The following is an 11,971-nucleotide window of genomic DNA, read 5'->3' as shown; positions in this document are numbered from 1 at the left end:
GTCCCACTGCGGCGGGGTGATCCCGTCGGCGGCGGCCGCCTCGTACTCGGCGCAGGCGTTGATGACCAGGCGCGCCCGTCAACGACGAGCGAGGGCTCGCGCGATGAACTTGCGGATCTCCTCGATCCACAACACCGACGACGCGACGGCCACCGACCACGCCCACTGGGGCGCCGTCAGTCCGGTGGTGTCGAAGAGGTCCTGCAGGAAGCCGACGTTCACGACCGCGGCCTGTAGCACGATCACGGCGACGAGTGAGATCCAGATCGCCTGGTTGGTGAAGGTCTGCAGTGAGAACACCGAGCCGCGGTCGGACCGGACGTTCAGCAGGTTGAAGACCTGATAGAAGACGAAGGTCGTGAAACCGAGCGTGGTGGCGAAGACGGGATCGCTTGCGCTGTCCGGGAACACGTCGTCGGCGACGACGATCGTCACGATGGTGCCGACGGTCATCACCACTCCCAGGAACAGGATGCGCAGCACCCGCTCCGGGGTCAGAAGGCGCTCGCCGGGCGGACGCGGTTTCTGCTTCATGGTGTCCGGCTCGGTCGGGTCGACGCCCAGCGCGAGGGCCGGCGGGCCGTCCATGATGATGTTCACCCAGAGGATCTGCAGCGCGGTGAACGGTGCGCCGCCCGCGATCCCCGCGACACCGGCGGTGAGGAAGATGAGCACGAAACCCCACGCCGTCGTGAGCTGGAACTTCACGAACTTGACGATGTTGCGTAGATTCCCCGGCCGGCGCGCACGGCGGCGACGATGGTGGCGAAGTTGTCGTCGGTGAGGATCATCTTGGCGGCACCCTTGGACACGTCGGTGCCGGTGATGCCCATCGCGATCCCGATGTCGGCCTGTTTGAGCGCCGGTGCGTCGTTGACGCCGTCGCCGGTCATCGCGACGACCTCGTCACCTGCCTGCAGGGCCTCGACGTAGCGGATCTTGTGCTCCGGCGCCACGCGGGCGAGCACCCCGAAGTCGGCCGCGCGCGTGGCCAGGTCGTCGTCGGCGAGGTTGTCGATCTCCTTGCCGGACACCGACTCGCCGCCGATGCCCAGGTCGGCGGCGATCGACGCCGCGGTGGCGAGGTGGTCGCCGGTGATCATGTGCACGCCGATGCCGGCCTCGTGGGCGGTCGCGATGGCCGCGCGCGCCTCGGGACGGGGCGGATCGAGGATGCCGACGACGGCGTAGACGACGAGATCGTCGACGGCGTCGAACAGGCCGTCGCTGTCGGGGATCTCCGGCAGGGTCCTGCCTGCGATCAGCAGGGTCCGCAGGCCCCGGTGCGCGAGGTCGTCGATGGCGGTGCGGATGCCGGCAATATCCGCCTCGGTGATGGGCCGGTCGCCGTCGGGTCCGCGAAGTCTGTTCGCGCGGCCGAGTAGGACGTCGGGCGCCCCCTTGGCGTAGCAGCGGTAGTGGTCGCCCTCGATCGGGCTGCCGGTGTCGTGGAACGTCGCCATGAACTTGTAGTCGGAGTCGAAGGGCACCTCGGCGAGACGCGGGTGGTTCGCCCGCGCGCCCACCACGTCGATGCCGCCCTTCTCGGCGAGCACGACCAGCGCGCCCTCGGTGGGGTCGCCGACCAGCACGCCTTCGTCGACAGAGGCGTCGTTGCACAGGGCCATGGCGAGGAAGGCGCGCCGGAGGTCGGGAAGCGCTTCCTCGCTGCCGCTGAGGATCTTCCCGTCGGTGGAATAGCCCTCGCCGGTCACCCGGTACCGCCGCCCGCCCGCCACCAGGATGCGGACGGTCATCTCGTTGAGGGTGAGCGTCCCGGTCTTGTCGGTGGCGATCTGCGTTGTGCTGCCGAGGGTCTCCACCGCCGCGAGCTGTTTGACGATGGCCCCGCGGCGGGCCAGCCGCGCGGCGCCCAGGGCCAGGGTGAAGGCGACAACCGCGGTGAGGCCCTCCGGGATGGTGGCCACCGCCAAGGAGACCGCGGTGAGCAGCAGATCCGACCACGAGTCACCGCGCAGGAGCCCCAGGACGAAGACGAGGACCACGACCACGATCGCGATCACCGTGAGTAGCGTCGCGAGCTGGTCGATGCGGCGCTGCAGCGGCGTCTTGGCGGTCCCGGCTCGGCCGAGGAGACTCGCGATCGTGCCGATCTGGGTGGACATACCCGTCGCGGTGACCACCATCGACGCTCGCCCGCGCGTGATCTCGGTGTTCATGAACAGCATGTTGGAGCGGTCGCCGATCGGCAGATCCGGATCGTCGAGCGCGTCGACAGACTTGTCCACCGGGTGGGATTCACCGGTGAGGGCGGACTCGGCCACCTGCAGCCTCGCCGCCTCCACCACGCGCCCGTCGGCGGGGACGGCGTCGCCGGCCTCGAGGAGGACGATGTCACCGGGCACGAGGTCGGTCCGTTCGACCTCCCGCTCCCGCCCGTCGCGTCGGACCCGTGACAGCGCCACCGACATGTCCTGCAGCGCGCGCAGACTCTCCTCGGCCCGCGTCTCCTGTACGTAGTTCAGGATCGTGTTGAAGGTGATGACCACGAGGATCACCACCGGCGTCTCCCACTCGCGCGACACCACCGCGCTCACCACCGCCGCGATGACGAGTACGAGCGTCATCTTGTCGGCGAGCAGCCGGACGATCTTGCGCCAACCCGGCTCGCCGCGCTCCTCGGCCAGCCGGTTCTCGCCGTACGACGACCGGCGTTCGTGAACCGAGGTCTCCGACAGCCCGCGAGCGATGTCGGTGTCGAGGTCGCTGACCACGTCGGCGACCGAGGTCGTGTGGAACGGGTGGTCGACCGGACGATCGCCCGGCTTCTCCATGTGTGGCGTCATGGTTGCTGTCCTCGTGGGCGGGGACCTCGACCCTATCCGGCCCGGACGATCGCGCGCAGCGATCGCGGATCGGTCGGCTGTGACGGAGTCGGCCGGTGGCGTGGTCCTAGGATCTAGGATCGTCGGAATGCCCCGCCTGCTCGCAGACACGACGCCGCTGCGCAACCAGTACTTCCGGCGTCTGTGGCTGGCGAACATCATCACCGTGGTCGGGGCGCAACTCACCGTCATCGCGGTACCCGCCCAGATCTACGAGGTCACCGGCAGTTCCGCCTACGTGGGTCTCACGGGCGTGTTCGGCCTCGTCCCGCTCGTCGTGTTCGGGCTGTGGGGCGGCGCGCTCGCCGACGTCGTCGATCGTCGAACACTGTTGATCGTCACCACCATCGGTCTGATCGTGTGCAGTGGCCTGTTCTGGGCGCAGGCCGCGGCCGGCGGCGACAACGTGTGGATCCTGTTGGTGCTCTTCGCTGTTCAGCAAGCGTTCTTCGCGGTCAACCAGCCGACGCGCACTGCGGTGCTGCCGCGCCTCCTCGACGCCAAGGAGCTCCCGGCGGCGTTGTCGCTGAACATGACGGTCATGCAGGCCGGCGCGATCGCCGGGCCGCTCGTCGGTGGCGCGCTGATCCCGGTCCTCGGATACTCGTGGCTCTACTTCGTCGACACCCTGTTGCTGCTGCCGACGCTGATCGCGGTCGTTCTGCTGCCGTCGCTGCGTCCGGAGAGCGACGCGGCGCCGAAGGTCGCGGGACTGCGCTCGGTGATCGAAGGGCTCCGGTACCTGGCCGGGCACAAGATCCTGATGGCATCGTTCCTCGTCGACCTGATCGCCATGATCTTCGGGATGCCCCGGGCGTTGTTCCCGCAGATGGCGCACGAGAACTTCGGCGGTCCGGCGAGCGGCGGCATCGCCTTCGCCGTGCTGTTCACGGCCATCTCGGCGGGAGCGGTGGTCGGCGGCATCTTCTCCGGCTGGGTCACGCGCGTCGAACGGCAGGGTCTGGCCGTGATCGTGTGCATCATCATCTGGGGTCTGGCGATCACCGGCACGGGGATCGCGGTGTCCTTCGCCGACGGCGCGGCGATGCCGATGCTCGTCGTCGCGGTGGTGCTGCTGATGATCGGTGGTGCCGCCGACATGGCGTCGGCCGCCTTCCGCCAGACCATCCTGTTGGCAGCGGCCAACGACGAGGTGCGCGGTCGACTGCAGGGCGTGTTCATCGTGGTGGTCGCCGGAGGTCCCCGCATCGCCGACGTCGCGCACGGCACCGCCGCCGCGTCGATCGGGGTCGCGGCGGCGACGGCCTTCGGCGGTATCGCGGTGGTGATCGCGACCATCGTTGCGGCACTGCTGATCCCGGCCTTCGTGCACTATCGGGCAGGTCAGCGCACCTGAGGTGATCCTCGTCTGGCCAGCGGTTTCTCCGATTCGGTGTCACCATGGGTCCCATGACCGCCGCCGCAACCGGTTTCCAGGTGCCGATCATCGACATCTCGCCCTACATCCGCAACGGTGATCCCGCCGATCGGGCCGTCGTCGCGGCGAAGATCGACGACGCCGCCAGTTCGGTCGGGTTCATGCAGATCGTCGGGCATGAGATCCCGCCTGCGGTCATCGAGGAATTCACCGCGGTGATGGACGATTTCTTCGCCCTGCCACTCGAGGAGAAGAAGGCGTACCGGACGCCGCCGGAGATCAACCGTGGCTACGCACCGCCGAAATCGGAGTCGTTGTCACTCTCGCTGGGCGTCGAGTCGGCGGACCGGATGAACGATTTCTTCGAGGCGTTCAACGTCGGAGTGGAGGCCGGCGAATACCCCGACCTCGCCCTTCCCGACGACCACTACGCCGAGAACACCTGGCCGGCCGTCGACCATTTCGAGGCGGCGGTGTCGGCCTACTTCGTCGAGGCACGACGCGTCGCACACACTTTGACCCGCATCTTCGCCGACGCCCTCGACCTTCCCGCCGACTTCTTCGAGGGTTTCACCGACCATTCCCTCGACGTCCTGCGGATGAACAACTACGCACTCCCGCCCGGCGAGATCGAACTCGACGGCGAACTGACCGGAATGGGGGAGCACACCGACTACGGCATCGTCACCGTTCTGTGGGCGGACCAGGTGAAGGGCCTGCAGGTCCTCGACCACCACGGACAGTGGCACGACGTCAGTCCCGTCGACGGCGCGCTGCTGATCAATCTCGGTGACCTGATGGCCCGCTGGACCAACGAACGGTGGATGTCGACGCTGCACCGGGTGAAGCCGCCGATCGTCGACGGTGCGATCGAACGCCGACGGTCCGCCGCCTACTTCCACGACGGCAACATCGACGCGATGATCGCGACCCTGCCGTCGTGTGTCGGTGCGGGAAGCCGGTATTCGCCGATCACGGTCGGGGAGCACATCGGTGCAAAACTTGCCGGATCACGTGCCGGACGGCCGAACCCGTACGCCCAGCGGGAGGCGGAGCGGGTGCGCCACGCGATGCGACGGGGTCTGGGCCGGCAGTAAACCTGGGCCGACGACAAACGACAGTCCCCGCTCACTCGATCCGTTGCCGCTCACGCCTTGACGGTGAGCGGAAACGGAGCTCGTGAGCGGGAACCGCCCCCGACAGAGTTCGTGAAATCTCAGTCCGACGTCAGCACAGTCGGATACGTCGCGCGCCGGGCCGCGGTCACCGGGCAGTAGTGCATCGGATTGTCGCGCTCGTCCAGCGGCGGCAGGTTGCGTTTGGGGGTGTGGACGATCGGCGCGTCCTTCTCGACCTTGCCGTTCACCCGATCCCAAGCGTCGCGCGGACGCGGATGGCGCAGAAAGCGTTTCGGCAGCGCCTTGTGCATGACGAAGTTGATGCCCTTGCCCAGGAGGCGGAATCGGCGCTCGTCCGCATCGGTCCATTCGAGGCCGAGGATCTCGCGGATCGGCTCGTCGTAGAAGCCGGTCGTCAGCCACATGAACAACTTCTGGTTCTGCGGGACGAGATACTTGTCCCAGACCGACTTCGGGATGAAGCTCAGGAACGGGGGCGGCGGCAACTGGGTGATGTCGAGGACCGTGCGAACCGACACGTGGTCACGAAGGACATTGCGGCACATGTAGTCCCAGTACTCGAGGAAATCCTCGTAGGTCTCCGGGACGGGTCGCATCGAGACCTCGTACTGGGCGTACCAGGCCTTGGATTCCTCGAACAACTGACGCTTCTGGTCCTCGGTGAGGAAAGGGCCGAACCGCTCGCAGAGGCGGACGTTTCCGTACCAGAACGTCGCATGCGCCCAGTAGAAGACGTCGGGGTCGAGGGCGTGATACCGAGAGCCGTCCTCCATCGTGCCCTTGACCGTCCGGTGGTAGTCGCGCACCTCGAGGCCGGTCTTCGCGCCCGGGATGACCGAGTCGAAGACGACGCCGCTGATCGGGTAGAGCGACCGCATGAGACGCTGCCAGCGTTCCCCGAAGAAGTCGGAGTGGTCCCAGACCGCCGCACCCAGCTTTGGGTGCATGTTCTGGATCGAACCGGCCCACAGGCCCTGGAACATGCCGGTCCAGGTGCCCCAGATCTGCCAGGTCAGCGAATCCGGACCCAGGGGTTCGTACTCGTGCGCTCCCTTGACTCCCGAGGCGTGGCTCTCGTACCCGTCCTCGGAGAACCGGGTGTCCGGGGAGGGCTCGGCATCGGTGGTGTGAACGGGACACGTGCTCTGTGCGTCGTTCAATACCTCAGTCATGAGACAGAACCCTAGGTTCGTCTCAGGGGTGTGTCAACCGTCACCCACTAGTCGGGGTCCTCGTGCGTGACCGCCTTGTAGCCGCGTGCGCCGGCACGGTCGACGGCCGCCCGGACCAGCCCGAAGACCAGTCCCTGCAGCGCAGCGGCGGCGAGTACCTCGACGTTGCTGCGTTCGAGGTCCTTGGGATCGGGCGCTTCGGCGTCGTCGGAGATCCGCTTCCAGATCTGGCCGAACACGGCGCCTGCGGCGATGCCGCCGAGCACGCTCGTCGCCAGTGACAGCGGTTTGTAGAACGTCTTGGACACGGCACTCATGGCGTACCCCTCTCGAGTCGTTTTGTGGTCAGCTGCGACGACGCCGCAGGACGACGACGGTGCCGACGGCAAGCGCCGCGGCCACCGCGGCGCCGATCAGCACCGTCCGGTTCTCCTCGGCCTTCACCTTCGCGGTGTACGCCGTCTCCGCCGCGGCCGCGTTCACCCGTGCCGGGACGTCGAGCTTGGCCGCCAGCGCATCGACGGTCTCGGCGAGTTCCTCGCGCTGCTGTTCCACCGGGGGCGGGTCGGTGGCCGGGTTCCGGTCGGGTTGCGTGTCACTCACTTCAGGTGCTCCTTCACGGTTGCGACGTCGCGCTGGACGCTTTCGACGGTCTGCTCGGGCGCGGGCGGCACAGCCGACTTCGCACGCTGCGCGCCGATCGCGGCTGTCGCACCGCCGATCACGAGGAGCGCCACGCCGACGATCACCGCGGCCAGCCATGCGGGGACCGCATTCGCCAGTCCCAGGACCGCGGCCGCGACCAGCGTTCCGAGGCCGAACAACACCAGCAGGGTGCCCGCGCCGGAAATCCCCGCGCCGACACCGATCCGGGTGCCCTTGCCCTTCATCTCCGCGACCGCATGCTGTAGCTCGGTCTTGACCAGGGTCGTCGTCTGACTCTGCAGGCGTTCGACGAGTTGCACGGTCGACAGGTCGTTCACAGACGGATCGCTCACGTTGGTACCTCCACATCGGGGACACCCGTCGCGTTCCCGGCCGGCACCGGTCCCAAACGTCAGCCCCGGACGTCAACGCCGCCGGAAGCGGATCTCGGTGCCGGGAACGAGCTGAGCCGCGAGATCGATCGCCGCATCGGTCAACACCGCGGCCACCGGATAGCCGCCGGTCACCGGGTGATCGGCGAGGAACAGTACCGGCCGACCGCTCGGTGGCACCTGGACCGACCCGTGAGCGACGCCTTCCGAACGCATTTCGCCCGCGTCGTCCCGATGCGTCAGAAGGGGATACGACGACCCCTCGGCACGGTCGATGCGCACACCGACCCGATTGCTGTCGGCGCTGACCAGCCACGTCCCGGAGTACAGGGCCCTCGGTGCGGTCAGCAGATCGGCCCGCGGGCCCTGGTGGGCCTCGAGGACGACGATGCGCGGATGTTCGGTGTTCGGCGGCGCCGATTCGGCAGACGGCCACTCACCGGCGGCATGGCCCACCCGCACCCGCAGATTCGCGGTCAGCGCCGGCGGTCCCAGCCCCGACAGCGTGTCGGTGGACCGCGAGCCGAGAACCGGCTCGACGTCGAATCCGCCTCGCACGGCCAGGTAGTTTCGCAGCCCCCACGACGGTGGGTCGACGGCCAGCTCGTCACCCTCGTGCAATACGACGGCGGCCGCGAGCCCCACCGGAACACCGTTGTGGCGCACCGCCGTATCGGCCCCCGTCACCACTGCGAGCACGTCGCCGTCGGCGCGGACGCGCAGGCCTCCGAGGGTCACCTCGATGGTGGCGGCCGATTCGTCGTTGCCGACAAGACGGTTGGCCAGCATCAGCGAACCGCGGTCCGCACCACCTGAGGTGGGCACGCCGAGATGCGCGTATCCGTGGCGTCCACGGTCCTGGAAGGTCGCGAGTGGGCCGGTCGCGAGCACCGTGAGCGTGGTCATCCGTGGGAGTCCACCCCGACGTCGACGAACCGCACCAGACGTCCGGTCGTGAACAGGGCCGGCGGATCGGAATTCTCATCCCAGAGGCGAACATCGGTGCGGCCCAACAACTGCCATCCCCCGGGGCTTGCCTTGGGGTAGACGGCGCTGTAACCGGCAGCGATCGCGACGGCACCTTCCGGGACACGGGTACGAGCCTCGGCCCGGCGGCCGACGGCGTCGAACGGGTGTGGGGTCGGCTCGTCGGCCACCAGGTAACCGAATCCGGGCGCGAAACCCATGAACTGCACGCGCCACCGTGTCCCGCAGTGCAGGCCGATCACCTCGCCGACCGAGATGCCCAGGGCGTCAGCCACATCCGCGAGATCGTCGCCGGCGTAGCGGACCGGGATCACGATCTCGTCGGCCGGCCCGGCACTGTGGTCGGCGACGGATCGCCACCGGCGCAACGCCCGCCGCACACCCAGCTCGTCGATGCCGCGACCCGGACGGGCCTGCACCAGCAACGTGTGCGCGCTCGGTACCAGATCGGTGACATCGGGCAGTTCCCCGCGGTCCGCCGCATCGCGTAGGGCGACGGTCGCGTCGAGCACTGCGGCCGACGGGGACTCGTCGGCCGAGAAGTCGAGCACCACCGCATCGGGGCCCGCCGGCAACTCACGCATGCTCCGAATCTACCGCCGGGAGGATGGCAGACTGAGACGCACAGAGGAAAGGGATCCATTGAGAGAGATCGTCGTCTGCGGCGAGGCGCTCGTCGACGTCGTGCAGGAGAAGCGGACATCCGACGCCGCGCTGGCGCCGCTGCAGCCGGCGCTCGGTGGTGGTCCGTTCAACGTCGCGATCACATTGGGACGCTTGGGGAGTGCCGTGTCATTCGTGTCGGCGGTGTCCACCGACAACTACGGCGACGCGATCGTCGGCGCACTCCGGAACGCCGGGGTCGGCACCGCGATGCTCCAACGCCGCCCGGAACCGACCTCGCTCGCGCTGGCCACCATCGCCGACGACGGCTCCGCGCAGTACTCCTTCTATGTGGAGGGGACCGCGGATCGCACTGTCACAGATCCGGGTTCGCTGGCTCCGACCGTCGCCGCGGCGACCTTCGGAACGCTCTCGCTGGTCCTGGAGCCGGGTGCGTCGGTCTACGAGAACCTGATGCGGCGCTGTCACGCCGAACGCCGACTCGTCGTGCTGGACCCGAACATTCGCTCGGTCGTCATCCCCGACGCCGACGCCTACCGCCGACGTTTCCGCAGCTGGATGCCGTTCGTCGACGTGGTGAAACTGTCCGACGAGGATGCGGCGTGGCTCGGCGAGGGTCCTGCCGGGAGCACGGTGAAGGAGTGGCTCGACGACGGTGTCGCCGCGGTCGTCGCCACTGCCGGGGCGTCCGGGATCACCGTCACCACGGCAGAAGACGAGGTCTCCGTGCCCACGCCGAAAGTCGACGTCGTCGACACGATCGGGGCGGGGGACAGCGTCCTGGGAGGACTCGTCCATCATCTCGACCGATTGGGGGCGCTCTCGCCGGATTCGGTCCGCTCACTGACCCCCGATCAGTGGCGTGAGGTCGCGGTATTCGCAGCTCACGTCGCTGCGGTCACCGTCTCGCGGCCCGGTGCCGACCCTCCGTGGGCAGGCGAGCTGAGAAGCGACTAGTTTGTACCTGTGTGTCCTATCCGGACACTGTCAAAACTCTGATCTGAATAAGGGGTTCGTGTGTCTGCTGAAACAGTCCCAGCCGACCAGGCGTCCGACACGGCCTCAGCGACCTTCACCTACCCCGGTGGACAGCTGGAGCTCCCGATCCTGAAGGCCACCGAGGGCACTGACTCGGTTGCGCTCGGCAAGTTGCTTGCCGAAACAAACCTGACCACCTTCGACGGTGGTTTCGTGAACACCGCGTCGACCAAGTCGGCGATCACCTACATCGACGGCGACGCCGGCATCCTGCGGTACCGCGGCATCCCGATCGACCAGCTCGCGGAGAAGTCGACCTTCATCGAGGTGAGCTACCTGCTCATCTACGGCGAACTCCCGACCCCGTCGCAGCTCGAGGACTTCACCACCAAGATCCAGCGGCACACCCTGCTGCACGAGGATCTCAAGCGCTTCTTCGACGGCTTCCCCCGCAACGCGCACCCGATGCCGGTGCTGTCGAGCGCGGTCAACGCCCTGTCGGCGTACTACCAAGACTCGCTCGATCCCAAGGACGACGAGCAGGTCGAGCTGTCGACGATCCGCCTCCTGGCGAAGCTGCCGACCATCGCCGCCTACGCCTACAAGAAGTCGGCCGGCCAGCCGTTCCTGTATCCGGACAACTCGCTGAGCCTCGTCGAGAACTTCCTGCGGATGACCTTCGGCTTCCCGGCCGAGCCCTATGAGGTCAACCCCGACGTCGCCAAGGCTCTCGACATGCTGTTCATCTTGCATGCCGATCACGAGCAGAACTGTTCGACCTCGACGGTCCGCCTCGTCGGCTCGTCGCAGGCCAACCTCTTCACCTCGATCTCCGGCGGCATCAACGCCCTCTGGGGCCCGCTGCACGGTGGTGCCAACCAGGCGGTGCTCGAGATGCTCGACGCGATCCGCGCCGACGGTGGCGACACCAAGGAGTTCATGAAGCGGGTGAAGAACAAGGAAGCCGGCGTCAAGCTGATGGGCTTCGGTCACCGCGTCTACAAGAACTACGATCCGCGCGCCGCGATCGTGAAGAAGACCGCCGACTCGATCCTCGAAACCCTGGGTGTGCAGGACGACCTGCTCGACATCGCGAAGGGTCTCGAGGAGGTCGCTCTGTCCGACGACTACTTCATCGAGCGCAAGCTGTACCCGAACGTGGACTTCTACACGGGTGTCATCTACCGTGCGATGGGCTTCCCGACGCGCATGTTCACCGTGCTGTTCGCGCTGGGTCGCCTGCCGGGCTGGATCGCCCACTGGCGTGAGATGCACGAGGACCCGACCACCAAGATCGGCCGTCCGCGTCAGCTCTACACCGGTTACACCGAACGTGATTACGTGCAGATGGGCGATCGCTGAGCGATCGCCCCGCCAGGTCGGGCCGCCGGCCCGGAACCACGACTGACCGCCCGACTCAAAGGAGAGTCCTGTGACCAGCACTGAGAAGCCCCAAGTCGAGTTCCAGGCGGGTCCGCCGCCGGCCGACCTCACGATCGCCGACCTCGTCGTCGGTGAGGGTGCCGAGGCCGTCCGCGGCGGTATCGTCGACGTCCACTACGTCGGCGTCGACTACGAGACCGGCGAAGAGTTCGACTCCTCGTGGGATCGTGGCCAGTCGGCCAACTTCCCGCTGGACCGGTTGATCCCGGGCTGGCAGGAAGGCATCCCCGGCATGAAGGTCGGCGGCCGCCGTCAGCTGACGGTTCCGCCGGAGCTGGCCTACGGACCGGCAGGTGCCGGACACCGCCTCTCGGGACGGACCCTCGTGTTCGTCATCGACCTGCTCGGAGTGGGCTGACGTCCACCA

Annotated in this window: 11 protein-coding genes and 1 pseudogene; 5 read left to right on the top strand and 7 right to left on the bottom strand. The window is 67.7% G+C overall.

Annotation, left to right across the window (positions count from 1 at the left end; genetic code table 11):
- Window positions 1-78: 78 nt before the first annotated feature.
- Window positions 79-2,795: pseudogene (locus tag BLU62_RS16855) on the bottom strand (cation-translocating P-type ATPase).
- A 139-nt stretch (window positions 2,796-2,934) separates the two neighbouring features.
- Between BLU62_RS16855 and BLU62_RS16850 the strand changes: the two are divergent.
- Together BLU62_RS16850 and BLU62_RS16845 are read left to right on the top strand one after the other, a co-directional pair.
- A complete protein-coding gene (locus BLU62_RS16850; protein ID WP_074850871.1) occupies window positions 2,935-4,203 on the top strand; it encodes an MFS transporter in 1,269 nt (422 codons plus the stop codon).
- Between the two features lie 44 nt (window positions 4,204-4,247).
- Window positions 4,248-5,321, top strand: coding sequence for an isopenicillin N synthase family dioxygenase (locus BLU62_RS16845; RefSeq protein WP_074850869.1), 1,074 nt, complete (start codon window positions 4,248-4,250; stop codon window positions 5,319-5,321).
- A 119-nt stretch (window positions 5,322-5,440) separates the two neighbouring features.
- Here the strand turns inward: BLU62_RS16845 and BLU62_RS16840 are convergent, their stop codons facing one another.
- The 6 genes from BLU62_RS16840 to BLU62_RS16815 all read right to left on the bottom strand — a co-directional run bounded on the left by BLU62_RS16840 (window position 5,441) and on the right by BLU62_RS16815 (window position 9,143).
- Entirely contained in the window at window positions 5,441-6,535 is a 1,095-nt protein-coding gene (locus BLU62_RS16840; protein ID WP_074850867.1) for an oxygenase MpaB family protein, read from the bottom strand.
- A gap of 47 nt (window positions 6,536-6,582) precedes the next feature.
- Complete coding sequence (locus BLU62_RS16835; RefSeq protein WP_074850866.1) at window positions 6,583-6,852, bottom strand: DUF4235 domain-containing protein; 270 nt, start codon at window positions 6,850-6,852, stop codon at window positions 6,583-6,585.
- A gap of 28 nt (window positions 6,853-6,880) precedes the next feature.
- Window positions 6,881-7,138 (bottom strand): DUF3618 domain-containing protein, encoded by a 258-nt coding sequence (locus tag BLU62_RS16830; RefSeq protein WP_074850864.1) that lies wholly within the window; start codon window positions 7,136-7,138, stop codon window positions 6,881-6,883.
- Window positions 7,135-7,533 carry a phage holin family protein gene (locus BLU62_RS16825; RefSeq protein WP_074850862.1) on the bottom strand — a complete coding sequence of 133 codons (399 nt, stop codon included), beginning with the start codon at window positions 7,531-7,533 and terminating at the stop codon, window positions 7,135-7,137. Before BLU62_RS16825 ends, BLU62_RS16830 begins: the two co-directional genes overlap by 4 nt.
- A 72-nt stretch (window positions 7,534-7,605) precedes the next feature.
- Window positions 7,606-8,478: a 5-oxoprolinase subunit C family protein gene (locus BLU62_RS16820; RefSeq protein ID WP_074850860.1), complete on the bottom strand. Its 873-nt coding sequence runs from the start codon at window positions 8,476-8,478 to the stop codon at window positions 7,606-7,608.
- The gene (locus tag BLU62_RS16815) at window positions 8,475-9,143 is read right to left on the bottom strand and encodes a 5-oxoprolinase subunit B family protein (protein ID WP_074850858.1); all 669 of its coding nucleotides are present in this window, start codon (window positions 9,141-9,143) and stop codon (window positions 8,475-8,477) included. The genes BLU62_RS16820 and BLU62_RS16815 overlap by 4 nt, the downstream gene beginning before the upstream one ends.
- A 58-nt stretch (window positions 9,144-9,201) precedes the next feature.
- On the opposite strand from BLU62_RS16815, the gene BLU62_RS16810 reads away from it, so the two are divergent.
- The 3 genes from BLU62_RS16810 (at window position 9,202) to BLU62_RS16800 (ending at window position 11,962) form a co-directional block, all read left to right on the top strand.
- On the top strand, window positions 9,202-10,140 hold the full coding sequence (locus BLU62_RS16810; RefSeq protein ID WP_074850856.1) for a carbohydrate kinase family protein: 939 nt from the start codon (window positions 9,202-9,204) through the stop codon (window positions 10,138-10,140).
- Between the two features lie 60 nt (window positions 10,141-10,200).
- Window positions 10,201-11,523, top strand: a complete 1,323-nt coding sequence (locus tag BLU62_RS16805; RefSeq protein ID WP_074850854.1) for a citrate synthase — start codon at window positions 10,201-10,203, stop codon at window positions 11,521-11,523.
- A 70-nt stretch (window positions 11,524-11,593) separates the two neighbouring features.
- The gene (locus tag BLU62_RS16800) at window positions 11,594-11,962 is read left to right on the top strand and encodes an FKBP-type peptidyl-prolyl cis-trans isomerase (RefSeq protein WP_074850852.1); all 369 of its coding nucleotides are present in this window, start codon (window positions 11,594-11,596) and stop codon (window positions 11,960-11,962) included.
- The last annotated feature ends 9 nt before the right edge of the window (window positions 11,963-11,971 follow it).

It is taken from the genome of Gordonia westfalica (assembly GCF_900105725.1).
GTDB classification, from domain to species: Bacteria; Actinomycetota; Actinomycetes; order Mycobacteriales; family Mycobacteriaceae; genus Gordonia; species Gordonia westfalica.
The sequence above is the reverse complement of the archived record's forward strand: the minus strand, read 5'-3'. Positions and strand labels throughout refer to the sequence as shown.

What these genes read in the sequence shown, in the direction of transcription:
- BLU62_RS16850 (WP_074850871.1), top strand. Translation starts at nt 2,935, where the DNA reads ATGCCCCGCCTGCTCGCAGACACGACGCCGCTGCGCAACCAGTACTTC.
- BLU62_RS16845 (WP_074850869.1), top strand. Translation starts at nt 4,248, where the DNA reads ATGGGTCCCATGACCGCCGCCGCAACCGGTTTCCAGGTGCCGATCATC.
- BLU62_RS16840 (WP_074850867.1), bottom strand. Translation starts at nt 6,535, where the DNA reads ATGACTGAGGTATTGAACGACGCACAGAGCACGTGTCCCGTTCACACC.
- BLU62_RS16835 (WP_074850866.1), bottom strand. Translation starts at nt 6,852, where the DNA reads ATGAGTGCCGTGTCCAAGACGTTCTACAAACCGCTGTCACTGGCGACG.
- BLU62_RS16820 (WP_074850860.1), bottom strand. Translation starts at nt 8,478, where the DNA reads ATGACCACGCTCACGGTGCTCGCGACCGGCCCACTCGCGACCTTCCAG.
- BLU62_RS16815 (WP_074850858.1), bottom strand. Translation starts at nt 9,143, where the DNA reads ATGCGTGAGTTGCCGGCGGGCCCCGATGCGGTGGTGCTCGACTTCTCG.